Here is a 23,165-nt window from a genome sequence, read left to right as displayed (position 1 = left end):
GCTTACCGCATCAAAGGCATCAAAAGCATCAAAGAATGCCGGTCTTGGTGACGGTATCGCGCGTGGTGCCGCTCAGGTGCGAACGCAGCCATTTGTGCGCCGGGTTGCGCGTGTCGCGCTCGTGCCACAGCATGTCGATGTGCATGTTGGGCATCGCGAACGGCAGTTCCTTCGTGACCAGCGCGCCGGTGATGCCGGTCGATGCGATCAGGTGGCGCGGCAGCACCGTAATCAGGTCCGACGTGGCAACCACGCGCCCCGCGGTGAAAAACTGGTTCACCGTCAACAGGATGCGCCGCTCGCGACCGACTTGCGCCAATGCCTCATCGACCAGACCATGCGCGCGCCCCGAAAAGCTCACAAGCAGATGGTTGGCCGAACAATAGTCGTCCAATGTCAGTTCGCCCTGCGCTAGCGGGTGGTTCTTGCGCATCACACAGACATATTGTCCGGAATACAACTGCTCATGGCGGATCGGCGACACCGAAGCGCCTTGCCCCCCGGCAAGTTGCGCCACCACACCCGGAAAGAAACCTACCGCCAGGTCGATGTCGCCTCTTAACAACATCGGCCGGGGTTCGCGGGTGGTCAGCGGCACCATGCGAATCGTGATGCCGGGCGCTTCGCGCTCGATCGAACGCACCAGTGCCGGCAGCCACAAGGCCGCAGTCGCATCGGCCATTGCCATACGGAAAGTCGTTTGTGCCGCCGCAATGTCGAAGGTCTGCTCCGGTGCGATCGCTTCTTCCAGTTCGGTAAGCGCACGCCGCACGGCGGGCCAGAGGTTTTCCGCCCGCGGCGTCGGTTTGACACCGTGCGCGGTACGGATAAGCAACTCGTCACCCAACGCGTCGCGCAAGCGCCGCAAGGCATTGGAGACAGCAGGCTGTGTCATTGCCAGCCGGTTAGACGCGCGTGTGAGATTCTGCTCGGTCATCACTGCATCGAAGACCCGCAGCAGGTTCAGATCCAATGTGAGGAAACTCATGATGTCACGCTAAACCAATGATTATTAAACAGAAAACGCCCGATCGCTATTCACGCAAATTATATCTGATATGCGCATTTTAAATTGGTTTTATAACTTTCGTCTATCTATACTGCAACGCAACAAAGAAATTTCAGAATTCCGTTTTGATTGGGAGCAAGACATGTCCATTTTAGCCATCGCATTTCCTGCCGAAGCTGCACTGCCGGCCTTTCAGGTATTTGCGGCCAATGCCTTGAGCATTGCACGTCCCCTGCTGGGTCTGGGCATTCTCGCCGCCCTACTGATGGTATTCAAGCCACTGCTGATCGGCGTGCTGCGTGCCGCCCTGCTGGTGATTCACCCGCGCAAGTCGCTGCAAGAGCGCTCCTCGCGCCGCATGCTGGAAAGCGTATTGCTGATGCACCGCATGGCGCGCGATGTCGAGACAAGCCATCCGGCCTTGGCGGCCGAACTGCGTTCGATCGCATCCCGTAATTAAGCGTGAACTAATCCAGACGAGAGGTTCTAATCATGACCACGTTATCGCATCCGATTTCTTCGCTGCCGAAGAGCACAGAATCAGCCGCAACGGGCGCTGCCGGTTCCGCCGTTTATCGCGTGCGCCGTTCGCACAGCCTCGCTTCGATGCTGCCATCCCTGCTGTTGAGCGGCGTGATCACGCTTGTCATGACCGCGGTCATGCACTTGATGTGGTCGGGCTTGAGCAACGGCTTTTTCGGTGCATGGATGGAAAGCTGGCTGACAGCATGGCCGATCGCTTTCCCGGTGGCTTACCTGATGGGCCCGGCGCTGAACAGGATCGCCGCTCGCATCTCGGCACCGGCAGCGCGAGCTGACCTGCGTCCGCAGGCCGGCCTGGCATTTGGCGATATCGCCAGCGTGTCGGATACCGTCACCGCGAATAACGGATTCGTCGTCCTGCGCAACCTGAAACCCGCACACGATTTCAGCGCTGTGTAATACGGCTGTACCAGTTGTCTCCTCCTCCCTCCTAAAGGAAGGATTTGGCCCCGCAAGCTTCGGCATTGCGGGGCTTTTTTCTTTCTGTTGTTGCGGGCCGGTGCTACAAGCCGCGCAACAGCATCTGCGTATCGATCACGCGCACGCTGCCGCGCACCAGTACTCCCTGTTCCATGAACCATCGCTGCGCCACGAATGGCGCAAAGCCGGTTTCTTCACGTATCGCAAACTGGAAGATCGCATCCCACTCGTTGTCTTTCGGCATGACCCACACCACCTGACGTCCCGAGTCGGCGCGGATGCCCGCATGGCGCAGATTGGCCCGCATGCGGGCAGCACGCCGCTCGCGGTTTTCCGCATAGATACCGTTCTCATCCGGTGTAGGCAGCACGGCAGGCACCCGCCGCTGCTCCAGGTCGCTTGCCCTGGTGCGAAAAGTCGCCCACGGTCCCACCAGCGTGCGCGAGACGAATTGCAGTTCGTTGTCGGCAAGCGGTTCATCCAGGTAATAGCAGGACAGGGTGAAAGGCATGTGGCGGTGCTGTGGGTTGCGTTCGACTGGCAGGATAAACCGTCAGCCCCTATTTAAACAGCTCCGCTTCGCGCCGTGCTGACATTCGCCAACGGCGCTCCAGGCTTGAGCCAACTGCGTGCACTGCGGCAATTTGCAGAAATTGCAAAACCAATCGCGACAAGCCGTGTCCAATCCCGGTCAAGCAAGAAGAAGGGTACCGACGGTGGATAACGAACAACCACAGAAACAAGACCCGCAGCAAACCAATCCGGAGCCCCCAAGAAGACATCCACTGCTGCGTGCAGTGGTTCGGCACACTGTGAACATAGTGGGGTCGTTCCTCATCCTGTTAGTGGCTGCCGGGATTCTCGGCGCAGCCTACGTGATGCAGACGATCCCGAAGACACCCGGCCTGGAAGCGTTGCTGGAAGCGCAGAACGCGAAGCCCAGCGTCCTGCTATCCGCTTCCGGCACGCATATCGCAACATTCAGCCAAGGCCAGCAGGAACGCGTGGCCTTGAGCCAGGTCTCGCCGCATGTGATCGACGCGCTGATCGCGACCGAAGACCACCGCTTCTACGAGCATCGCGGTGTCGACATACACCGCACCTTGTCGGCCATCGTACATACGATCCGCGGCGATGCGCAGGGCGGATCGACGATCACGCAGCAGCTGGTAAGAAACATGTTTCCCGAAGCAATCGGCCGCGCACGTACGGTTGAACGCAAGCTGCGCGAGATCATCACGGCACTGAAGATCGAAGAGGCCTACACGAAGGACGAGATCCTTGCGCTGTACCTGAATTCCGTTCCCTTCCTGTACAACGTGGTCGGCATTGAAATGGCCGCGCGCACCTACTACGACAAGACTGCAGCCGACCTCGACGTGCTGGAGAGTGCGACGCTGATCGGTATGCTGAAGGGAACCAGCTACTACAACCCCATCCTCAATCCGGAACGGGCGCAGAAGCGGCGCAATGTGGTGCTCGGCCAGATGGTCAAACATGGGCTGCTCAGCATGGAAAAGTTCGATGCGCTTCGCGAAGAGCCGCTTAACGTGGCGCTCAACCGCCAGCCCGATCCGCTCGGCGAGGCGCCCCACTTCGCCGCCCATGTGCGGCGGCAGCTGATCGAATGGGCCGACGCTAACAACTACAACATCTACACCGACGGCCTGATCGTGCATAGCACCATTGACGACCGGCTGCAGAAAGCGGCAGCGGATGCAGTCGAACGCCAGGCGCAGGTGCTGCAGAACATCGCCGATGTGGAATGGGGGCGCAGCACGGACCGCGTCGCGTCGCATACGCCAAGCGCCTATGCCGCCCTACGCAAGAAGGTCGAGCCGTTCAAGCACTTCTGGAATGAACGCCCCGACCTGCTGGACACCTTCGTGCGTGAATCGCCGGCCTACAAGAAGGCCGTTGCCGATGGACAGTCGCCGCAGAAGGTACTGGCGAAATTGAAAGCCGACACGAAATTCATGGACCGCCTGCGCGAGTACAAGACGCGTCTTGAAGCCGGTTTCGTCGCGATCGACCCGACCAGCGGCGAAGTGAAGGCCTGGATCGGCAGCCGTGACTTCGAACGCGACCAGTTTGACCATGTGGCACAGGCCGAGCGCCAGCCCGGCTCCACGTTCAAGCCCATCGTGTATGGCGCGGCGCTGGAGCAGGGATTCCTGCCCGACCGCGTCTACCCGGACGGGCAGGTGGAGATTTATGCTGACGACGGCAGTATCTGGAAGCCGACCGACATGGATGGTTTCAGCGGCCGCATGATGAGCATGCGCGAGGGCCTGATCTATTCAAAGAACACGATCACCGCGCAGGTGATGCAGGACGTCGGCGCAAACCATGTGATCGGCCTTGCACGCGCCATCGGCGTCAAGCAAAGCCGGCTTGCCGCCGTGCCGTCGCTGTCGCTCGGGACCAGCCCGGTGACCTTGCTCGAGATGGCGACTGCCTATTCCACGATTGCAAAGGTCGGCGAATACCGCCCGCCCGTGTTCATCCGCAAGATCACCGACCGCGAAGGCAAGGTCCTCGCCGAATTCAGCGCCGAGCCGCAACGCGTGATGTCGGAAGAAACCGCGACCGAACTGATCGACATGATGCGCGGTGTGGTGCGGCAAGGCACCGGCACCGAAGTGCGGAACCGCTTCAACATCGTGGCCGATATCGCAGGCAAAACCGGCACCACGCAGAACAATACCGATGGGTGGTTCATCCTGATGCACCCGAACCTGGTTGCCGGCGCCTGGGTCGGCTTTAACGATTCGCGCGTGACGATGCGCAGCGACCACTGGGGTCAGGGCGGGCACAACGCGCTGCTGCTGGTGGGCGACTTTTTCCGCGATACGCTCAAAGCCAAGCTGATCAACGTGAAGGCCAAATTCCCGCAACCGAAACGCCCGCCGCCGCTGATCGTCAACGCCCTGCCCGATGCAATGGAGAGCGGCACGATGCCACCGGGCTATGGTGTGGTGATTACGCACGGCGACAGCGATGCCGTCGCCGTCGCACCGGACAGCATGCAAATGCCGGACTACCAGGACAGTCGTTCACCGATGCCAATGTCTTCCGACGAACTGGGCCGGTTCCTCAGCAGGCTCGGGCGCGACCCGGTGACCGGCATGCAGGTGGAACAAAGCTCGGGGGCATCTGTATCTGTGTCGAGGGGCGAAGCGGCATCGGGAGACGATGCCGTGTTCTCCGATTATGGTGAGTAATGTTGTACGCACCCGTTCCACGCAATCGTGATTTGCGAGGTTCGATGCCGCGCGGCAGCCGGACATGCATTGCGCTTGAGATGCGCCAATTTGCTGCCACGTTACGGCCTTTCATGAATCGCTATCATGCCTGTTTCCCCGCATGGCAAAGGAGAGTCGCATGGCAGCCGAAAACCCCAGCATTGTTTCGCATGTCTCGGTCGGCACCAACAATTTCGAACGCGCGGTCGCGTTCTACGACAAGGTGATGACGGCAATCGGAGCACGCCGGCTGATGGAGCATCCCGGTGCCGTCGCATACGGCAAGCTGTATCCGGAGTTCTGGGTGCAGACGCCGATCGACGGCACGCCTGCGTCGGTCGGCAACGGCACGCACTTCGGATTTGTCGCGGCGTCGAAGGAGGCCGTACACGCCTTTCACGCGGCCGCACTGGCCGCAGGTGCAGAAGACAGCGGCGCCCCGGGGCCGCGGCCGGAATACAGCCCGGCCTATTACGGCTGCTTTGTGCGTGACCCTGACGGACACAAGATCGAAGCGGCGTTCTGGGATGAGACGCTCGCCACATGACTCGGGTATCATGGCGATATCGTCATGATCGACTCTCGGGCTGACAAGGCCCGTTCGGCAAGCCCTACCCTACCTCACAGGAGAAAAAAAGATGGATATCGATATCGGCATTTCCGAGCAGGACAGGCAAAGCATCGTCGATGGTTTGTCACGACTGCTGGCTGACACCTACACGCTCTATCTCAAGACCCACAATTTCCACTGGAATGTGACCGGCCCGATGTTCCAGACACTGCACTTGATGTTCGAGACGCAGTACAACGAACTGGCACTGGCGGTAGACCTGATCGCGGAGCGGATCCGTGCCCTGGGCAGTTATGCTCCCGGGACGTACGCGGACTTTGCGCGCCTGAGCACGGTGAAGGAGCCGGACGGCGTGCCGTCGGCGCAGGACATGATCCGGCAACTGGTGCAGGATCAGGAAGCGGTGGTGCGCACTGCCCGCTCGATGTTCAAGGCGGTGGACCAGGCCGGCGATGAACCGACGGCCGACCTGCTGACGCAGCGCATGCAGGTGCATGAAAAGACGGCGTGGATGCTGCGTTCGCTGCTGGAGAAATAAGACGGAATCCTTCGGGCCGGGCCGCAATCGCGAGATGGAAACTCAGATTGCATCAAGCCGGCCCGCGCCATGTTCAAGTCGCTTGCATTACGCCCGCATTGGCCTGCGGTATGCGCGACTTTCCACTTTCGATGCGTGCGCGGATGCGCTCCCACAGCTTCTCGTGCAACGGCATCACGATCACATTGCAGATCGGCTCGAGGATGGCCGCCAGGCCGCCAAAGGCGACGGAACCGGTTACCACATACATGGTGGCGAATGCCACACCCATGTGTACAGCGATCTGGCTCGTGGTTTTAGCGGCGGTGACCATATTGTTTTCCTTTCCTTGCCAATCAAAGCGTCATGCAGCAAATGATAGTGATTCGCATTTGATTGAGCCAGTTGATTTATTAAAGGAATTCAATAGGAAAGGTCTATTAAAGACCGGAAGCAGGCGTCTTCAGAACTTGTAGCTGATACCGACGCGAAGCACCGGATAAACCTTGAACTTGCCGACTTCGTCGCGCAATGCGGCGTTTTCGCGCGCGATGTCGTTTGCAAATTCGCGGCAGACGGAATCCGGCGCGGTACAGCCGCTGCTGGTCAGCGAGGTTTTTGGCGAGCCCTGCAGCATCACGCCGACGTCGGTCGAGAATGACCATCCTTTTTCCTTGGCAGAGGAGCGGCCCCAGCCAATGCCCAGATACGGTGCAACCTTGTTGAAATCGACCTTGCCGTTGACCTTGCCCGCGCTCGCGGCGTCGTAAGTGCGTCCCTGGATGGTATAGGTGCCGCTTGCATTCGGCAGCGCATCCACATCAATCTTGTTACCGTTGTAGGACAGGCCGGCAGTCAGGCGGAACGCGCTGTCCTTGCGCGGATACCAGTCAAGCAGCGCATCATAGGTGTTCGCAGTCAGCTTCAGGTCGTAATCCATGTCCCTGGTGCGGCCGCTGTAGGTGTAGCCGAGATAGCCCATGCCCAAGCGCGCGTTCAGGTTCGGACGCAGCGGGATCGTGGTGTGGAAGCCGATGCCGGTGGTACCGACTGCGCCGGCGACGCCGACATCATCCAGCTTGTCGATATCGGCGGGATTCGCTTGTGCGCCCGCTGCCATCATCAAACCTGCCATCAACCCGAAAGCCGCAAATCCTGTCTTCAATATGTCGCTCCTGTCCATGAATGAATGCACAAGCAAATTTTTCGCCTTTGCAAAATTGCCCCGCGTACAGGGTTCTAGGACTACGGCAACTCTTGCCGGTTCCGGACTTTTTCCAGATGGCAGAAATTAGGAATTCTTGAAGGAAATATTGAGAAGAAGAAAGAAGATCGTGGCAAGATCGTGAAAAATCAGGTACGGGTCAGCATTTATCAACATGCCCCGCCGGATTGGCCGCATAGTGGTCGTCCGCGATGACGACATGAGTTGAGCTACCTCAACATTATTTAATGGCATGACAAAGCAGATGAACAAGAAGCGGCATCTCCATCCTTCCGATGTGCGCGCCCTGGCCCGGCTGGCGACCGATGCGACCGTCGGCCTGACCGACCTCGTCGAAGCGGTGCATCACACCGTTGTCCGGTTGCCCGGGACGGCAGTGGTGCCGGCGCCTGCCGTGCACCGTACGCGCGGCATCAGCGGCATGGTCTACAACACGGTGCGCGGCATAGCGCGTGTGACTGGTGGTGGTATCGACAAGCTGCTGGCAAAGCTGATCCCGTTTTTTGGCGAGAGCGCTTCTTCACCCGAGCGCGAGGCCATGCTGGCGGCACTCAATGGCGTGCTTGGCGACTACATGGCGAGCACCGGCAATTCCCTCGCCATTCCGATGCACTTGCGCCATGGCGGGAGCATCCTGCGCCTGGAGCGCGACGCGTTGAGTGCGGTCATGCCCGATGCAGGTCCACGACTTGTCGTGCTGGTGCATGGCCTTTGCATGAATGACCTGCAGTGGCGCCGCCTAGGCCACGACCATGGCGCCGCACTCGCGCACGATCTCGGTTACACGCCGCTCTACCTGCATTACAACAGCGGGAGGCACGTGTCGGACAACGGACGCAATCTCGCATGGTTGTTGCAGGAATTGATCCTTGAATGGCCGCAGCCGGTGGAGGAACTGGTCCTTGTCTGCCACAGCATGGGCGGCCTCATCGCCCGCAGCGCCTGCCATTACGGCACTGCGGAAGACCATGCCTGGCCGCCGCTGCTGCGCAAACTGGTTTTCCTCGGCACACCGCATCACGGCGCTCCGCTGGAGCGGATCGGGAACTGGATCGATGTGCTGCTCAAGGCGACGCGCTATGCGGCACCCCTCGCGCGACTGGGCAAGATCCGCAGCGCCGGAATTACTGATCTGCGCTTCGGCAATGTGCTGGAAGAGGACTGGAGCGGACGCGACCGCTTTGCGCGCGGGCCGGACAGGCGCCAGCTTCTGCCCTTGCCGCCCGACGTGGAGTGTTACGCGATTGCGGCGACATTGGGCAAGAGCATCGGCAGCATCACCGACCGCATCCTTGGCGACGGCCTGGTGCCGCTGGACAGTGCGCTGGGCATCCACCAGCAGCCGGAGCGTCGCCTGGATTTTGCGCCCGAGCGGCAATGGGTGGCATGCGGAACGGGACACATGGATCTGCTCAGCAGCGCAGACGTATATGCGCGCATGCACGGCTGGCTGGCCGGGCAACCAGCAAATGCGCAATAGCGCACCTCGGTGATGCGTCGAAACGGTCCGAGGTGAGTTGACGAGAGCCTGCTAGAACGACGCAACAGTGCGCAATGCGTGTTCCACGTCCGCACGACTCACATCAAGGTGCGTCACCCAACGCATGCGCTTCATCGCCCGTTCCTTCGTGCGGAAGTAGCCGCTGGTGACTTTCACGCCGTGCGTTGCGAGGTGCTGCTGCAATGCTTCAGCCACGTCGCTCTCGATATCGCAGAACACGATATTGGTGTGCGCCGGATGCACCGACACCTTGCCGGCCAGCTTCGGATGCATGGCCGCGATGTCGGCGAAGCCTTCGGACAACAGCCGGGCATGTGCATGATCTTCTGCCATGCGGTGCACATGGTTCTGCAGCGCATGCATGCCGGCTGCGGCGATCATGCCGGCCTGGCGCATGCCGCCGCCGAGCATCTTGCGCACACGTTTTGCCTGGCGGATGAAGTCGGCGGAGCCGAGCAGCAGGGAGCCGATCGGCGCGCCGAGGCCTTTGGACAGGCACAGGGACAGCGAGTCGTAGCCCTCGCAGATCGCGCGTGCCTGCTGCACCGGGTCGGTCCCTTCCAGCTCGGCTTGTGCAACGGCCGCGTTGAACAGGCGCGCGCCATCGATGTGGGTGCGCAGGCCATGGCGCTGCGCCAGGTCGCGCACTGCGCGCATGTAGGCCAGCGGAAGCACCTTGCCGCCCGTCGTGTTTTCGATCACGACAAGCCGTGTCTTCGCAAAATGCGGATCGTCCGGCTTGATCGCAGCCTCGATGTCTGCCAACGCAATGGTGCCGTCCGGCTGGTGTTCCAGCGGTTGCGGCTGGATCGAGCCCAGCACCGCCATGCCGCCCGCTTCCCAGCGGTAGGTGTGCCACTGCTGGCCGACGATCGCTTCGTCGCCGCGCTGGCAGTGCGTCATCATCGCGATCAGGTTGGTCTGCGTGCCGCTCGGCGCCAGCAGCGCCGCCTCGAAGCCGAGCATCTGCGCCGCCGTCTCCTGCAAGCGGTTGACGCTCGGGTCGTCGCCGAACACGTCGTCGCCCAAGGGCGCTTCCATCATCGCCTGCTTCATCGCGGCGGTCGGCTGGGTCACGGTGTCACTTCGAAAATCGCTCATGGTGTACAAGAAAAATCGGCAAAGCTGCCATTATCCGGCTTTTCGATGACGGGCCGGGCCAACTGTCCCGAATGAGACAGTTGGCATGAAACTAAAGCAATAAAATCAACGCGCTTGCTAGCCAATGCATTGTCACTTATGCAATGATAGCGGGCTAAGATCAACCCTCTCTGAACAGGTCGTCCTCGCCATGGATACGACACTCGAATCCGCACCCACACCAACCACGAGCCGCCGCTTCGTGCTGGAAATGCTGGGCTTCACCGCCGCCGAAAAAACGATGCTGGCTTCTACCTTCCGCCTGACGGGACGGCGTCCCTTCTGCTACGCGGAAGCCAGTACGCCGGGCGAGCGTGCCGATATTTACCTGGCGAATGCAGACAGCACTGACGGCCTGCATCAGTTGCAGGCGCGCGCACCGAACATCCACGCGCCGGCGGTGCTGATCGGACGCGGGCCGGCGCCAAGCGAGTGGCCCCTGGTGGAAAAACCAATCCACTGGATGCGCCTGTTCGAGCAGATGGACCTGCAGATGCAGGCGGCGCTGGAAGAGCGCACGCGCCGCGCGCACGCCCCGGATCAATGGGATGGACGCACCTTCCGCCGCGCCAGCGACAAGAAATTGCCGCCGCCCCCGGTCTTCGTCGAAACCCGGCCGGTGGAATCGGTACTGGTCGTCGATGACAGTGCGACCGTGCGCGCCTTCATGCGCGCCAAGCTGGCCCCGTTCCGCTTCGACGTGGACTACGCGGAGAATGGCGAAAAAGCGATCGACATGGCGCAGGCGAAGAATTACACCTGCATCTTCCTTGATATCCTGATGCCCGGTATGGATGGCTACCAGGTCTGCAAGCGCATCAAGTCCAGTCCAGTGACGAAAGACACCGCAGTAGTCATGTTGAGCAGCAAGTCCTCTGCCTTCGACAAGTTCCGCGGCAGTTGGGCGGGATGCGATGCCTATCTCGGCAAGCCGGTGTCGGAAGACGATCTGCTGTCGACCATTGCGCGCTTCCTGCCGAGCGCGCGCCGAGTGGCGGAAGCCATTCTCGCCGGCGCGGCCTAATTCCACCAATCTCCCACCAACTTCCGACCAGTTTTTCCGGCGCCGCTCGGCGCCGGATTTCCGCACACCCCTGCCGCAAATACCCCGGCCGTCAGTCGGCCAGGTTCGCAAACAGCGGCGTGCTCAGGTAACGCTCGCCGAAGGACGGGATGATCGTGACGATCAGCTTGCCCTGGTTTTCCGGGCGGCGCGCTACCTGACAGGCAGCCCACAATGCTGCACCGGACGAGATGCCGACCAAGAGGCCTTCTTCGCGCGCTGCGCGGCGGGCGAAGTCGAATGCATCGTCGTTCTTCACGCGCACCACTTCATCGTAGACCTTGGTGTTCAGGATGTCGGGCACGAAGCCGGCACCAATGCCCTGGATCGGGTGCGGGCCTTTCTGGCCGCCTGACAATACCGGCGACGCATCCGGCTCCACCGCAATGCACTGGAACGACGGTTTGCGTGCCTTCAGCACTTCACCGACGCCGGTAATCGTGCCGCCGGTGCCGATGCCTGCCACCAGAATGTCGATCTTGCCGTCGGTGTCGCGCCAAATCTCCTCGGCGGTCGTCTTGCGATGGATTTCCGGGTTGGCGGGGTTCTTGAACTGTTGCGGCATCAGGTAACGCGGGTCGGACGCGCACAGCTCCTCTGCCTTCTTGATCGCGCCGCCCATGCCTTCCGGGCCCGGCGTGAGGATCAGGTCGGCGCCGTAGGCGCGCAACAGCATGCGGCGCTCCTTGCTCATTGTCTCCGGCATCGTCAGCACGCAGCGGTAGCCGCGTGCGGCACACACCATCGCGAGCGCAATGCCGGTATTGCCGCTGGTCGGTTCGACGATGATGGTGTCGGGCTTGATCAGACCGGCCTGTTCGGCGGCATCGATCATCGCCACGCCGATGCGGTCCTTCACGCTATGCGCCGGGTTGTAGAACTCCAGCTTGGCCACCACGTCCGCGCCGCCCGGCTGAACCAGCTTGCGGATGCGCACCAGCGGCGTGTTGCCAATCAATTGCGTGACATCGTTAACGATCTTCATGGCTTCCTTTCTTGTTGGTTGTCTTTTTGGTTTGTCTCTGCCGAGTGAGTATAAGACGATAACGCCGGAACATTAACCATGCATCTCGGCAATGCGGCGATCCCGTTCGACCTGGATCAAATGCGCGGATGTCCCTTCCGATACCCCAAGCGTTTGCAGAACGAATGCCGACAGCTGCAATCCTGCTTCGAGCGTCTCCGGGATCACATACGAGGCGCCTGCCTGCTTCAGCGCGAGCGCATGCTTCTCATCACGTGAACGGGCAAACAGCGGCACATTCGGATACTCGCGGCGGATCGCCGTGACCGCGTGCAGCGCCGACGCCGGATGGTCCATCGTTAGCACGATCGCGGCTGCCTTTTCCGCATGCACCTTGCGCAGCAGTTCCACGCGCGCGGCATCCCCGAAATACACCGGAATGCCCATCGGGTGCATCTTCGCGATCAGGCGCGCGTTGTTCTCAAAGGCGATATAGGGAGCGCCGTGGGCCGATACCATCTGCGCCACCAGTTGGCCGACGCGGCCGAAGCCGGCAATGATCACGGTGCCGTTGACCGGTTCGATCTCCGCATTGTCGATGCTGTTGCTGTCCGGATGGCGGCTGTCCCACCACTCGGCAACGATGCGTCCGCCCTTCGCGACCACCGGTGTGGCAAACAGGCTCAAACTGACCACCAGCATGATGAACTGGCCGATTGCCTGCGGCATCAGCTGTGTCGTGAGTGCATAGCCGACCACGATGAAAGTAAACTCGCCGCCCTGTCCGAGCAGTGCGCCGCCTTCGACCGCTCTCCCCCAGTTGAAACCGCCGATGCGGAAGATCACCGCAAGGACCACGGACTTGATCAGGAACAGGCCGACCACCGACAGCGGCAGCCATACCGGCGACGCCGCGATTTCGCGCACGTCGATGGCCATGCCCACCGACATGAAGAACAGGCCCATCAGCAGACCCTTGAAGGGCTCGATCGTGACTTCCACCTCGTGCTTGAACTCGGTCTCGGCCAACAGCAGGCCGGCAAGGAAAGCGCCAAGTGCCATCGACAGGCCGGCCATCTCGGTCAGGCTGGCAATGCCGAGCGTCGACAGCAGCGTCAGCGCCATGAAGACATCGGGCTGGCGCTGCTGCGCAAAGGAATGGAACAACGGGCGGATCACGCGACGGCCGAGCAGATAGATGAGCACGATCGCCACCACGGATTTGAGCAGCGTGCCGCCGGCCAGCATGACGAGGCCATCGTCGCCGCCCTTGGCGAGCACGCCCATCATGATCAGGATCGGCACCACGGCCAGGTCCTGCAGCATCAGGATCGAAAACCCGGCCTGCCCGAGCGGTGTGCCGAGCATGTGCCGTTCCGTCATCAGCTGCATCACCACAGCAGTGGACGACAGCGCCAGCACGCAGCCGAGAATCGCCGCAGCTTCGAGCGTGTTGCCGAACGCATAGGCGAGCCCGCCGATGGCCGCCGCGCTGACCACTACCTGTGCGGTGCCTGCGCCGAACACCCAGCGCCGCAGCGCCCACAGCCGCTCCGCCGAAAGCTCCAGACCGATCATGAACATCAGGAACAGCACGCCGAGATCGGCCAGTGCCACCACGCCTTCGCGCCGCGGAAAGCTGAAGTACTGCAGCCACGGCAGTTCGTTCGCCCACAGGCCGAGGCCGAACGGCCCGATCAGCGTCCCGGCGGCGAGAAAGCCCAGCACCTGATTGACGCGCCAGCGCTGCAGCAGGGGGATCAGAATTCCGGTAAGCGCGAGGAACAGCAGTGTCTCGCGCAGGTATGGCAATGCCTGGTGTGCTTCCACTTCAACAAATCCTAAAAACAAGCCGGAGAATTTTCTGCTGGACGCGTCGGCCTTGGCCGATGGCGCTCGTGAGAACGATGGTGATGGCAGGAGAAGTGCGCCGTAGCATTCCGCAGCATTGCAAGTGTGTCACAGAACGGTGCCGCATTGCATCGAAAAAACGCGTCAACCATGCACGGAAACAGGCCTTTTTTGTCGTAGGCGTGCATACGGGAGCACGCCCCTCTGCCGTTCTTGACCTGGATTATTTCCGGCGCTTCTTCCAGTTGTAGTCGGGATCCGGATCGGACGCGCCTGGGTGGCCGACGGAATGCGGATGCTCCGACGACATCGTGACGAAACTGATCGCCTCGCCGGCGCGCTGCCGGGTGCGCAGCGCTTCCATGAATTGCAGCGCCGTGCTCATTTCATTGGTGTCGAATGCGCGGCCATGCGGACGGGGCGTGCCGTTGTCGACTTGGGTCCAGTACACCATGTACATCGCACTGCTCCCGTGTTTGCGTTCAGCCGCGCCATGCCTGCGCGACGATCTCGGAGGAGCGCAGCCGGGCGGCATGGTCGTAGACCATGGTGTTGATGATCAGCTCGTCGGCCTGGGTGGTCAAGACAAAGGCCTGCAGCTGCTCCCTCACCGTCGCCGGGTCGCCGACGATCGAGGCGCGCAGCGTTGCCTCCACCGATGCCTGTTCCAGCGGCGTCCACAGTCCGTCCATGCTCGCGACCGGCGGTGGCATCGTGTCCGGCATGCCGCGGATCAGGCTCACATGCATCTGCTGCTGCGTGGTCGACAGGATTGCCGCCTGCTCCGCAGTGTCGGCGGCAATCACGTTCACGCCCACCATCGCATACGGTTTGTCCAGCACCTTCGATGGCCGGAACAGTTGCCGGTACAGCGACAGCGCGGTCTGCATGTGCGCCGGGGAAAACTGGCCGGCGAATGCGAAGGGCAGTCCGAGATGGGCGGCGAGCTGCGCGCTGAAATCGCTGGAGCCGAGCAGCCAGATCGGGATGTCGAGTCCTTCGCCCGGCACGGCGCGTACCCGTGGCGTAGCAGCGCCGTCGTCGCGCGCTTGCAGGTAGGAACGCAGTTCCGCCAGTTGTTCCGGGAACTCCTCGCCCCGGACATCCAGCGAGCGGCGCAGTGCACGGGCGGTCAACTGGTTGGAACCCGGTGCGCGGCCCAGTCCGAGGTCGATGCGTCCCGGATACATCGACGCCAGCGTGCCGAACTGTTCCGCAATCACCAGTGGCGCATGGTTGGACAGCATGACGCCGCCCGAGCCGACGCGGATCCTGCTGGTTCCTGCGGCGACATAGCCGATCACGACCGCGGTTGCTGCGCTGGCAATGCCCGGCATCCCATGGTGTTCCGCCAGCCAGTAGCGCTGGTAGCCCCATTGCTCCGCGTGCTGCGCCAGGTCGAGCGTGCGGTGGAAGGCTTCGGCCGCCGTGCCGCCGCGCTGAATGGGCGCCAGGTCAAGGATGGAAAGGGGAATGTCTTTTAGCTGCTTCATCGGCGGGGTGAGCGAGTGCAATGTGTGCAATGAGTACAAGTAACGGCAAACAAGCCATTATGCCGCGGCGGAACATATCGGTTCGACCGTATGCTTGCGGTTGCGTTTCCTACACAGTGGCCTAAAAGCCGAGCAAGCCTTTCTGCCAGAGATAGCGCCCAAGCATCACCATGCATACCGTCACGATCATCGGACGAATGAGCCGCGTGCCGCCGCGCACCATGGCATGCGACCCGCCCCAGGCGCCGATCACCTGGCCGCAGATCATCGCCGCGCCCGCCGTCCACAGCACTTTGCCGCCGGCGATGAACACCGCCAGCGAAGCGATGTTGCTGGCGAAGTTGAGCACCTTGGCATTGGCGGTGGCGGTGATCAGGTTCTGGCCGCGCAATGCGACGCCTGCGAGAGAAAAGAACGAGCCGGTGCCGGGGCCGAACATGCCGTCGTAAAAGCCGATGCCCGGTACGACCACCCCTTGATAGGCAGCGCTGTTGAGGCGCGGCTGGCGTTCCACCGCGCCGGCCCCCGGCGCCAGCAGGAAGTAAAGTGCGATCGTCACCAGGACGAACGGGATCACCACGTCGAGCGTTTTCGCGTTCATGAACTGCACGGCCACGGTGCCGATCGCGGAGCCGATCAGGGAACAGATGAACAGCGGTCGTACCTCCGGAATGCGGACAAGGCCGCGCCGGATCACCATCAGCGAGGCCGTCAGTGAACCCGAGCTGGCCTGGAACTTGTTGGTTGCCAGCGCCTGCAGCGGCGGCACCTGCGCCAGCAGCAGCACCGGAATCGTGATCAGGCCGCCGCCCCCGGCAATCGCATCCACAAAGCCGGCAATGGCAGCCGCGGCAAACAACATCGCCAGCACTTCCGGCGATAACACCAAATCCATATCCAATCCTGTATCAATGCAGAGAAGAGCGGCGCAGTGAACGGCAGCGCCGCAGGTCGCCGTGCCCTCGGGAGCGTTGCACGACGTACGCGACGTGCAACGCGCACATCATGCCGGCTTCTTGTCCCGCATGCGGATCAGGCCTTCCTGCGCCAGCGTCGCCACCAGCTCGCCCTTCTGGTTGTACACGTGCGCAAAGCACAGTCCGCGGCCGCCGGAGGCATTCGGGCTTTCCATCGCAAACAGCAGCCATTCATCCATGCGGAACGGCCGGTGGAACCAGATCGTGTGGTCGAGGCTGGCGATCTGCAGGCGCGGGTCGCCCATCTTCACGCCATGCGGCTGCAGCGATGTCCACAGCAGGCCGTAGTCGGACACATAGGAAAACAGCGTCTCGTGCGTCAGCCTGTCGTCGGGCAGCGCCATGGGCGCGCGCGTCCATACCAGTTTGCTCGGCTTGCCGATATGGCCGCCGTAGATGTCGCCTTCATGGTCGGCGCGGAAATCGACCGGCACCGGCATGAACGGGCGCTTGCCCGCGTCGCTCAGTTTTTTCCATGCGACGATGCTCGATGGGATCGATTCCGGGTCGGCAGCTTCCGGCATCTCCTTCTGGTGTGACAGGCCGTCTTCTTCCTGCTGGAATGACACGGCAGTGACGAAAATGCGCCGCCCCTCCTGGTACGCGACCACGCGCCGCGTCGTGAAGGAGCCGCCATCGCGTACGCGCTCGACTTCGTATTCGATCGGCAGGCGGAGATTGCCCGGCAGGATGAAGAGCGAATGCAACGAATGCACGCGCCGCCCTTCTACCGTTTGCGCCGCCGCGTACAGCGACTGTCCGAGCACCTGGCCGCCGAACACATTGGGGCTGCCCATGAAATGGCTCTGGCCGCGGTAGTGGTCGTTGTCGATCTGTTCCAGCTTCAGCAGCTGCAGGATTTCTTCGGTGTTGTAGAGAGATTGGTCCAGCATGGTTGTCTTGCCTGAGAAAAGAAAATCGGATATTGGATGCCGCCGTATATTTTTTGACGGCGAGAAAAGAGCTAAAGGGTTGAGGGTTGCGCAGTGAAGCTGTCGCGCAGCTCGCGTTTCAAGACCTTGCCGATCGCGCTGCGCGGCAGCTGCGCCGTGACTTGCACCGCGGCCAGCCGCTGCGTCTTGCCGAGGCGCGCATTCGCCCACTGCATGAGTGCCTGTGCATCAAGCGTGTCATCCTGCTTCGGCACCACGAAAGCAACCGGCGTCTCGCCCCAGCGTTCGGACGGCACGCCGACGACGGCGGCTTCCAACACCTGCGGATGTTGCGCCAGCACCGCTTCCAGGTCGCTCGGATAGATATTGAAGCCGCCCGAGATGATCATGTCCTTTTTGCGGTCCATCAGCGTCAGGAAGCCATCGGCATCGAAGCGGCCGATGTCGCCGGTACGGATGAAGCGCTTGCCGCTCGGGTCGTACCATTCCGCTTCGGCGGTCTTGGCCGGCTGCTTGTGGTAGCCGGCCATCATGCCTGCGGAATGGCCGACCACTTCGCCGAGTTCACCCTGCGCCACATCGCGGCCCTGCTCGTCGATCAGGCGGATGTCGTGGCCCGGCACCGGCTGGCCGACCGTGTGCAGCTTGTCCGGATGTTCGTGCGCGGCGAGCATGCAGGTGCCGCCGCCTTCCGTCATGCCGTAATACTCGATCAGGCCGCCCGGCCAGCGCTTAACGACATCAGCCTTCAGCGCGGCGGAGAACGGCGCGCTGGTGCAGAACTTCATGCGGAACGCGGACAGGTCGTAACGCGCGAAATCCTCGCGCGCCATGATGCGCTGGTATTGCACCGGCACCAGCATCGTGTGCGTGACGCGATGCTTCTGGGCCAGCGCGAGGTACGCGCCGGCCTCGAACTTCGCCATCAGCACCACCGTGCCGCCAAGCGCAATGGTCGGGAAAAAGCACACCAGCGTGGTGTTCGAATACAGCGGCGTGGAGATCAGCGACACGGCGCTGGCGTCATAACCGTTGGCGCGACCGCGCTGCACATGCGTCCAGCGCATCCCGTGCGGCTGCACGATGCCTTTCGGTGCGCCTGTGGTGCCGGACGAGTAAATGATGTTGAAAGGCCAGTCGGGCTGGATCGCGACGGCTTGCGGCGCGCTGCCGTGTGCTGCAAGCCAGTCGTTGAAGGTTCGTCCCGGCGCGGTGTCGTCGAGTGTCACGATCTGGGCCGGCAGTTTGCCGCGCACCGGCGCCAGCGCCGTTGCCACCGCCGCATCGACAAAAAGCAGTCGCGCATCCGCATCGGCTGCCATCGACGCAATGCTTTCCGGCGACGAGGACGGCGCAAGCGGAGCAACGGCGACTCCGGCGCGCAGGCTGCCAAGGAACAGCACCGCATAAGCGATGGAAGTGGCGGCGCAGATCGCCACCGTTTCGCCCGGTTGCACGCCGTCTCGCTGTAGCGCGGCTGCAACACGGTCCATCAATCCATCGAGTTGCGCATAGCTGACCGCTTCCTCGTCCTGGATCAGCGCCGGTTGCGAAGGCGCGTTGCGCGCGTGCAGGCAGATCAGCTGGGGAAGTGTGTGGAAGCTGTCTTCGAGCAGCGCGTCGATGGTGGGCTGTGCAGTCATGCAGCGTCGTTGTTTGAATGAGCGAAAGCGAATTGCCTCAATACTATTCCAGAATGGGGCTTTTCGTGAAAAGGGTATGGATCTGGAGGAGAAGGAAAAATGCCGGGGAGCAGTAATCTGCCTTACACGCACGCTACGATGAGCATATTTGGTGCAGGGCATTAGATTGGCCGGTATTGCAATTCATGCAATGTGGTTTGGCGGCGACATGTTCCGCACGCCGGAACATCGGATCGAGAAGGATGTTACGGACAGGGCCGCAAAAGCACTGCGAGCCTGTCCGGAGGTAGGGTGGAAGACTACTTGTAGCCGCGCTCGCTGGCGTCGTGCTCGATACCGATCAGGCCGGTATCGGTGGTGAAGCCGGCATTGTCCGCAAAGAGCAGTCGGCCGACGCCCTTGTAGTGGAACCACACCTCACGCTTGCCGGAACCCACATAGAACGGGATCCACGCCTTGCCGGTCATGTGCATGCTCTGGTCGGTCGGTGCGCCGATCAGGTCGATCACTTCCTTCTCTCCCATGCCGATCTTCAGCTTCCCGAACTTGCTGTTGCGTACAGGTGTGCCTTGCACATAGCCGGTCCAGTCATTGATGCCTTTGACTTCCTTGCGGTTGGCGTTCGCCTGGCCTGGCGCCTGCTCTTTGCTGTCCGGTGCTGCACTGGCTGCGTTCGCCGGGCTTGCCGCAGCTGCGCAAGGAGCGGTTGCGGGCGCCGCCGCCGATTTGGACTTGCTCTTGCTGGTCTTCGCGGATTTTTTCTTGCCGGTGGTGGAAGCCTTGGTTGATGCAGCCGGTGTGCAGGGTGCATCGGCGTTGGTCGTGGCGGGTGCTGCCGTCGTTCCCGCAGGAGCAGCCTGTGCAGCGGATGCCGCCGGCGCGGTAGTTGTGGCTGGTTCCGCCGCGCTTTGCTTGTTGATCGGATTGGTGATGCAGCCGGCCAGTACCATTGCCGACATCAGAATGCTCAAACTGTACTTCATAGCCTCCCTTTCAAGCCTTGTCGTGATGATTGCAGATGCGGATTGTATACAATCCGGCGACCGATCCGGCGTCTTCTCAAGCGCCTGCGGCACCCTCCGTGCCGCGCAATTCATGAAGGAAGTGCATGTCCTACCACCTGGTCCTGTTCGATTTCGACGGCACGCTGGCCGACTCGTTTCCGTGGTTCCTGAAGACGATCAACTCGCTCGCCGACAAACACGGCTTCAAGCGCATTGCGCAGGATGAAGTGGACGAATTGCGCCGCCTCAGCAGCCGGGACCTGATGGCGCATCTCGGCCTGCCGTTGTGGAAGCTGCCCGCCGTGACCAGCGACATGCGGCGACTGATGACGGCAAGCGCAACGGCGATCTCCTTGTTCGGCGGTGTGCGCGGCATGCTGGAGCAGCTGTCGGCAAGCGGCATCGCGCTGGGGGTGGTGACATCGAACACCGAGGACAACGTGCGGACCATCCTTGGCGACAGTCATGTGCCGCTGGTGCGGCATTTCGAATGCGGCGCGTCGATGTTCGGCAAGAAGGCCAAGTTCAGGAAGGTCATGAAAGCCGTCGGCATCGCGCCAGAGCACATCCTGTGCGTCGGAGACGAGATCCGCGACGGGCAGGCGGCGAGCGAAGCCGGACTGGATTTTGCTGCGGTCGGCTGGGGCTATACCGATCCGGCTGCACTGGCGCCCTACTCCTGCGCGGCGCCGTTTGCCAACGCCGCCGAACTCACGGAGTGGATCATCCGGCAGCGGTGAGCGTATTTGCGGCAGGCTGCAACAGGCACTATGGCCTGCCTTGGCGCGGCAATCCGGCGTCCGGCGGCATGCGGTCGCGGCTGGCGTCAGGCGGAACCGCATCCAATTCCGAGCCTGGGCCGAGGTCGTCCACGGCATCCTCGGCTGGTTGCCTTTGAGCGGCGGAATCAAGCAGCGCGACTACTTCCTCGTCGGTTGTCTGCGCAAAGTCCTTGTAATACAGGCTGACGGCGCGGAAGAAGTTCGGCGTCTGCAGGCACAGTCCATCGGGAAAATCACGCTGCAGTTCGTTCACGACTTCTGCCGGCGCCACCGGCACGGCAAAGGTGAGGTGCTGCACATCGGCCTGCGACAGTGCCATGAGTGCGGTCTTGATCGTGCCGCCGGTGGCGATGCCATCGTCCACCACAATCACCGTGCGACCCGCGACCGGTACGGGAGGGCGGTCGCCGCAATAGAGTTGCCTGCGCCGTTCGATCTCCGCAAGCTGGCGATGCTGTTCCGCCTCGATGTATTCCGGCGAGGCGTGCACCTGCTGTACCACGGCATCGTTCAGCACGCGCTGCGGGTGCGCGCCGTCGACGACGGCACCAAGGCCGAGTTCGGGATGGCCGGGGGCGCCGATCTTGCGCACGATAAGCACATCTAGCGGTGCGTCCAGCGCCAGTGCCACTTCATAGGCGACAGGTACGCCGCCGCGCGGCAATGCAAGCACCACCGGCTTGTCGGCCTTCAGATGCATCAACGCAGCGGCAAGTTGGCGGCCGGCGTCCCGCCGGTCACGGAATGGCGGATGATCAAACAGCATGTCCGTGCTCCTCGCCGGCAGCGTGCGCGCAATGCTGCACGAACCAGTCGCCGGCCAATGCCAGTACCTGGTCCAGGGTACCGGGCTCTTCAAACAGATGGGTCGCGCCAGGCACGATGACGAGTTCCTTCCTGCACTGCAGTTGCGCCATCGCTTCGCGGTTCAGTCCAATCACTTGCGTGTCGAAGCCGCCGACAATCAGCAGCGTCGGTGCGCGTACTTCGGCCAGTGCCGCGCCCGCAAGGTCCGGCCGCCCGCCGCGCGAGACGACGGCCGCAATCCGGTGATCCTGGGCCGCTGCAACGAGCGCCGCTGCGCCGCCGGTGCTGGCACCAAAATACGCAACAGGAAGCCGGGCCAGCGAAGGCTGGCCGCGCGCCCAATGCGTCGCTTCCTGCAGACGCGACGCGAGCAGTGGGATATCGAACACATTGGCGCGGTCTGCCTCCTCCTGCGGCAGGAGCAGGTCGATCAGCAGCGTTGCCAGGCCGCGTTGGCGCAGGCCGGCGGCAACAAAGTTGTTGCGTGGGCTGTGCCGGCCGCTGCCGCTGCCGTGCGCAAAGATGACCAGTCCGGTCGGTGTTGAACCGGTGCCAAGAAAGCCTTCAAGACCATGCGGAGCAATCCGGACAGCCTGGATGTCGTGTGCGGGTTGTACCATCGCCAGCTCCTCCCTCGCGATCCGTCAAGCATCAGTGTGCCGGTTCGCAAGACACGAAAAGCAAATGGTATTTAGAGCGCGTCCTGCGGAGCGAGTTGCGAGGAATTTTGGTCACCGGCCGATGCCAGCATGTCCCGCACGCCGGCGGCAATGTCCGCAAAAGCGCCTGCACCATCGCCAGAGACGTCGCCAGAATCATCGCCGCCCCGTGACATTCCCTTCAGATAACTGTCGAGCAGGATTTCCAGTTCCGTCGCCCGTTGGCCCAGCTCCGCGAAGCCGAATGTACCGGCCGAGCCGGCAAGCTTGTGCAGGCGCATCAGCAACTGCTGGAAATGCGTGTCGATATGCGGCTCGCTCAGGCAATGCTGCAGGAAGGTGCCGATCTCGCGCAGGCGTTCCGGCAACTGCGCGGTGTAGGCGGCCTGGATCTCCAGCAGCGTGGCATCCAGGTCCTTGCCGAGGTCGATGCTATTCGGCATGGCGCATCTCCCGGCCTTGTTCGTCGCCCTGCTCCCACAGTTGCAGCACCTGTTGCGGCAGCTGCATCGGGTCGAAAGGCTTTGCCAGCACGCCCTTTGCGCCGAGCGATGTGTAATACGCAATCTCTGCCGGCTGCACCTTGGCGGTCATGAATACCGCCGGCTGGTGCGCGGCGGCTTCCATCGCCCGCAAGCGTGCCAGCGTCGTCGGGCCGTCCATCTCTGGCATCATCACATCGAGCAGGATCATGTCCGGCACGTAGCCCGTAGCGACCGCATCGAGCGCCTCCCGGCCGGACGCGCAGGCGCGCAGCCGGAAACCGCCGACCGCTTCCAGCGCAAGCTGCGCTACGGTGCGGATATCGGGGTCGTCTTCCACATACAGAATGTGTTGAAGCGGAGCACGGCTCATTGT

The 23,165-nt window shown here is 62.1% G+C and carries 25 protein-coding genes; 8 read left to right on the top strand and 17 right to left on the bottom strand.

The window, feature by feature from the left end; translation table 11 throughout:
- Positions 1-28: 28 nt before the first annotated feature.
- Entirely contained in the window at positions 29-988 is a 960-nt protein-coding gene (locus ACYVIA_RS07395; protein WP_460839406.1) for a LysR family transcriptional regulator, read from the bottom strand.
- Between the two features lie 70 nt (positions 989-1,058).
- On the opposite strand from ACYVIA_RS07395, the gene ACYVIA_RS07390 reads away from it, so the two are divergent.
- Positions 1,059-1,469 (top strand): hypothetical protein, encoded by a 411-nt coding sequence (locus ACYVIA_RS07390; RefSeq protein WP_460839404.1) that lies wholly within the window; start codon positions 1,059-1,061, stop codon positions 1,467-1,469.
- Positions 1,470-1,501: 32 nt separating this feature from the next.
- A complete protein-coding gene (locus tag ACYVIA_RS07385) occupies positions 1,502-1,951 on the top strand; it encodes a DUF2798 domain-containing protein (protein ID WP_460839402.1) in 450 nt (149 codons plus the stop codon).
- Between the two features lie 103 nt (positions 1,952-2,054).
- On the opposite strand, the gene ACYVIA_RS07380 is transcribed toward ACYVIA_RS07385, so the two are convergent.
- Complete coding sequence (locus ACYVIA_RS07380) at positions 2,055-2,483, bottom strand: hypothetical protein (RefSeq protein ID WP_460839401.1); 429 nt, start codon at positions 2,481-2,483, stop codon at positions 2,055-2,057.
- Positions 2,484-2,793: 310 nt separating this feature from the next.
- On the opposite strand from ACYVIA_RS07380, the gene ACYVIA_RS07375 reads away from it, so the two are divergent.
- The 3 genes from ACYVIA_RS07375 to ACYVIA_RS07365 all read left to right on the top strand — a co-directional run bounded on the left by ACYVIA_RS07375 (position 2,794) and on the right by ACYVIA_RS07365 (position 6,326).
- Positions 2,794-5,196 (top strand): penicillin-binding protein 1A, encoded by a 2,403-nt coding sequence (locus ACYVIA_RS07375; protein WP_460839399.1) that lies wholly within the window; start codon positions 2,794-2,796, stop codon positions 5,194-5,196.
- A 160-nt stretch (positions 5,197-5,356) separates the two neighbouring features.
- Positions 5,357-5,764 (top strand): VOC family protein, encoded by a 408-nt coding sequence (locus tag ACYVIA_RS07370; protein WP_460839397.1) that lies wholly within the window; start codon positions 5,357-5,359, stop codon positions 5,762-5,764.
- A 91-nt stretch (positions 5,765-5,855) separates the two neighbouring features.
- A complete protein-coding gene (locus ACYVIA_RS07365; RefSeq protein WP_460839395.1) occupies positions 5,856-6,326 on the top strand; it encodes a Dps family protein in 471 nt (156 codons plus the stop codon).
- A 73-nt stretch (positions 6,327-6,399) separates the two neighbouring features.
- Here the strand turns inward: ACYVIA_RS07365 and ACYVIA_RS07360 are convergent, their stop codons facing one another.
- Together ACYVIA_RS07360 and ACYVIA_RS07355 are read right to left on the bottom strand one after the other, a co-directional pair.
- Positions 6,400-6,639, bottom strand: coding sequence for a DUF2061 domain-containing protein (locus tag ACYVIA_RS07360; protein WP_460839393.1), 240 nt, complete (start codon positions 6,637-6,639; stop codon positions 6,400-6,402).
- A gap of 129 nt (positions 6,640-6,768) precedes the next feature.
- Positions 6,769-7,470 carry a hypothetical protein gene (locus ACYVIA_RS07355; protein ID WP_460839391.1) on the bottom strand — a complete coding sequence of 234 codons (702 nt, stop codon included), beginning with the start codon at positions 7,468-7,470 and terminating at the stop codon, positions 6,769-6,771.
- 304 nt (positions 7,471-7,774) lie between these two features.
- On the opposite strand from ACYVIA_RS07355, the gene ACYVIA_RS07350 reads away from it, so the two are divergent.
- Complete coding sequence (locus ACYVIA_RS07350) at positions 7,775-9,010, top strand: alpha/beta fold hydrolase (RefSeq protein WP_460839389.1); 1,236 nt, start codon at positions 7,775-7,777, stop codon at positions 9,008-9,010.
- A 51-nt stretch (positions 9,011-9,061) separates the two neighbouring features.
- Here the strand turns inward: ACYVIA_RS07350 and ltaE are convergent, their stop codons facing one another.
- A complete protein-coding gene (gene ltaE, locus ACYVIA_RS07345) occupies positions 9,062-10,132 on the bottom strand; it encodes a low-specificity L-threonine aldolase (RefSeq protein WP_460839387.1) in 1,071 nt (356 codons plus the stop codon).
- A 190-nt stretch (positions 10,133-10,322) separates the two neighbouring features.
- Between ltaE and ACYVIA_RS07340 the strand changes: the two genes are divergently transcribed.
- Positions 10,323-11,195, top strand: coding sequence for a response regulator (locus ACYVIA_RS07340; protein WP_460839385.1), 873 nt, complete (start codon positions 10,323-10,325; stop codon positions 11,193-11,195).
- Positions 11,196-11,286: 91 nt separating this feature from the next.
- On the opposite strand, the gene cysK is transcribed toward ACYVIA_RS07340, so the two are convergent.
- From cysK to ACYVIA_RS07300, 8 genes are all read right to left on the bottom strand, one after another.
- Complete coding sequence (cysK, locus tag ACYVIA_RS07335) at positions 11,287-12,219, bottom strand: cysteine synthase A (RefSeq protein WP_460839383.1); 933 nt, start codon at positions 12,217-12,219, stop codon at positions 11,287-11,289.
- 72 nt (positions 12,220-12,291) lie between these two features.
- The gene (locus ACYVIA_RS07330) at positions 12,292-14,049 is read right to left on the bottom strand and encodes a cation:proton antiporter domain-containing protein (protein WP_460839381.1); all 1,758 of its coding nucleotides are present in this window, start codon (positions 14,047-14,049) and stop codon (positions 12,292-12,294) included.
- A gap of 223 nt (positions 14,050-14,272) precedes the next feature.
- The gene (locus ACYVIA_RS07325) at positions 14,273-14,509 is read right to left on the bottom strand and encodes a hypothetical protein (RefSeq protein ID WP_460839379.1); all 237 of its coding nucleotides are present in this window, start codon (positions 14,507-14,509) and stop codon (positions 14,273-14,275) included.
- Positions 14,510-14,531: 22 nt separating this feature from the next.
- Positions 14,532-15,542, bottom strand: a complete 1,011-nt coding sequence (locus ACYVIA_RS07320; protein WP_460839377.1) for an LLM class flavin-dependent oxidoreductase — start codon at positions 15,540-15,542, stop codon at positions 14,532-14,534.
- Positions 15,543-15,663: 121 nt separating this feature from the next.
- Positions 15,664-16,437, bottom strand: a complete 774-nt coding sequence (locus ACYVIA_RS07315) for a TSUP family transporter (protein ID WP_460839375.1) — start codon at positions 16,435-16,437, stop codon at positions 15,664-15,666.
- Positions 16,438-16,545: 108 nt separating this feature from the next.
- Complete coding sequence (locus ACYVIA_RS07310) at positions 16,546-17,412, bottom strand: acyl-CoA thioesterase (RefSeq protein ID WP_460839374.1); 867 nt, start codon at positions 17,410-17,412, stop codon at positions 16,546-16,548.
- A gap of 71 nt (positions 17,413-17,483) precedes the next feature.
- Positions 17,484-19,055, bottom strand: a complete 1,572-nt coding sequence (locus tag ACYVIA_RS07305; RefSeq protein WP_460839372.1) for a class I adenylate-forming enzyme family protein — start codon at positions 19,053-19,055, stop codon at positions 17,484-17,486.
- 299 nt (positions 19,056-19,354) lie between these two features.
- Positions 19,355-20,038 carry a hypothetical protein gene (locus ACYVIA_RS07300; protein WP_460839370.1) on the bottom strand — a complete coding sequence of 228 codons (684 nt, stop codon included), beginning with the start codon at positions 20,036-20,038 and terminating at the stop codon, positions 19,355-19,357.
- Between the two features lie 125 nt (positions 20,039-20,163).
- Between ACYVIA_RS07300 and ACYVIA_RS07295 the strand changes: the two genes are divergently transcribed.
- Complete coding sequence (locus ACYVIA_RS07295; RefSeq protein WP_460839368.1) at positions 20,164-20,799, top strand: HAD hydrolase-like protein; 636 nt, start codon at positions 20,164-20,166, stop codon at positions 20,797-20,799.
- 28 nt (positions 20,800-20,827) lie between these two features.
- Here the strand turns inward: ACYVIA_RS07295 and ACYVIA_RS07290 are convergent, their stop codons facing one another.
- The 4 genes from ACYVIA_RS07290 to ACYVIA_RS07275 form a co-directional block, all read right to left on the bottom strand.
- On the bottom strand, positions 20,828-21,607 hold the full coding sequence (locus ACYVIA_RS07290; RefSeq protein ID WP_460839366.1) for a phosphoribosyltransferase: 780 nt from the start codon (positions 21,605-21,607) through the stop codon (positions 20,828-20,830).
- Positions 21,597-22,268, bottom strand: coding sequence for a dienelactone hydrolase family protein (locus ACYVIA_RS07285; RefSeq protein ID WP_460839364.1), 672 nt, complete (start codon positions 22,266-22,268; stop codon positions 21,597-21,599). The genes ACYVIA_RS07290 and ACYVIA_RS07285 overlap by 11 nt, the downstream gene beginning before the upstream one ends.
- 71 nt (positions 22,269-22,339) lie before the next feature.
- Positions 22,340-22,750 carry an Hpt domain-containing protein gene (locus ACYVIA_RS07280; protein WP_460839362.1) on the bottom strand — a complete coding sequence of 137 codons (411 nt, stop codon included), beginning with the start codon at positions 22,748-22,750 and terminating at the stop codon, positions 22,340-22,342.
- A complete protein-coding gene (locus ACYVIA_RS07275) occupies positions 22,740-23,162 on the bottom strand; it encodes a response regulator (protein ID WP_460839361.1) in 423 nt (140 codons plus the stop codon). The genes ACYVIA_RS07280 and ACYVIA_RS07275 overlap by 11 nt, the downstream gene beginning before the upstream one ends.
- Between the last annotated feature and the right edge of the window lie 3 nt (positions 23,163-23,165).

The organism is Noviherbaspirillum agri (assembly GCF_054780595.1).
This window is presented reverse-complemented; position numbering and strand designations above follow the sequence as displayed.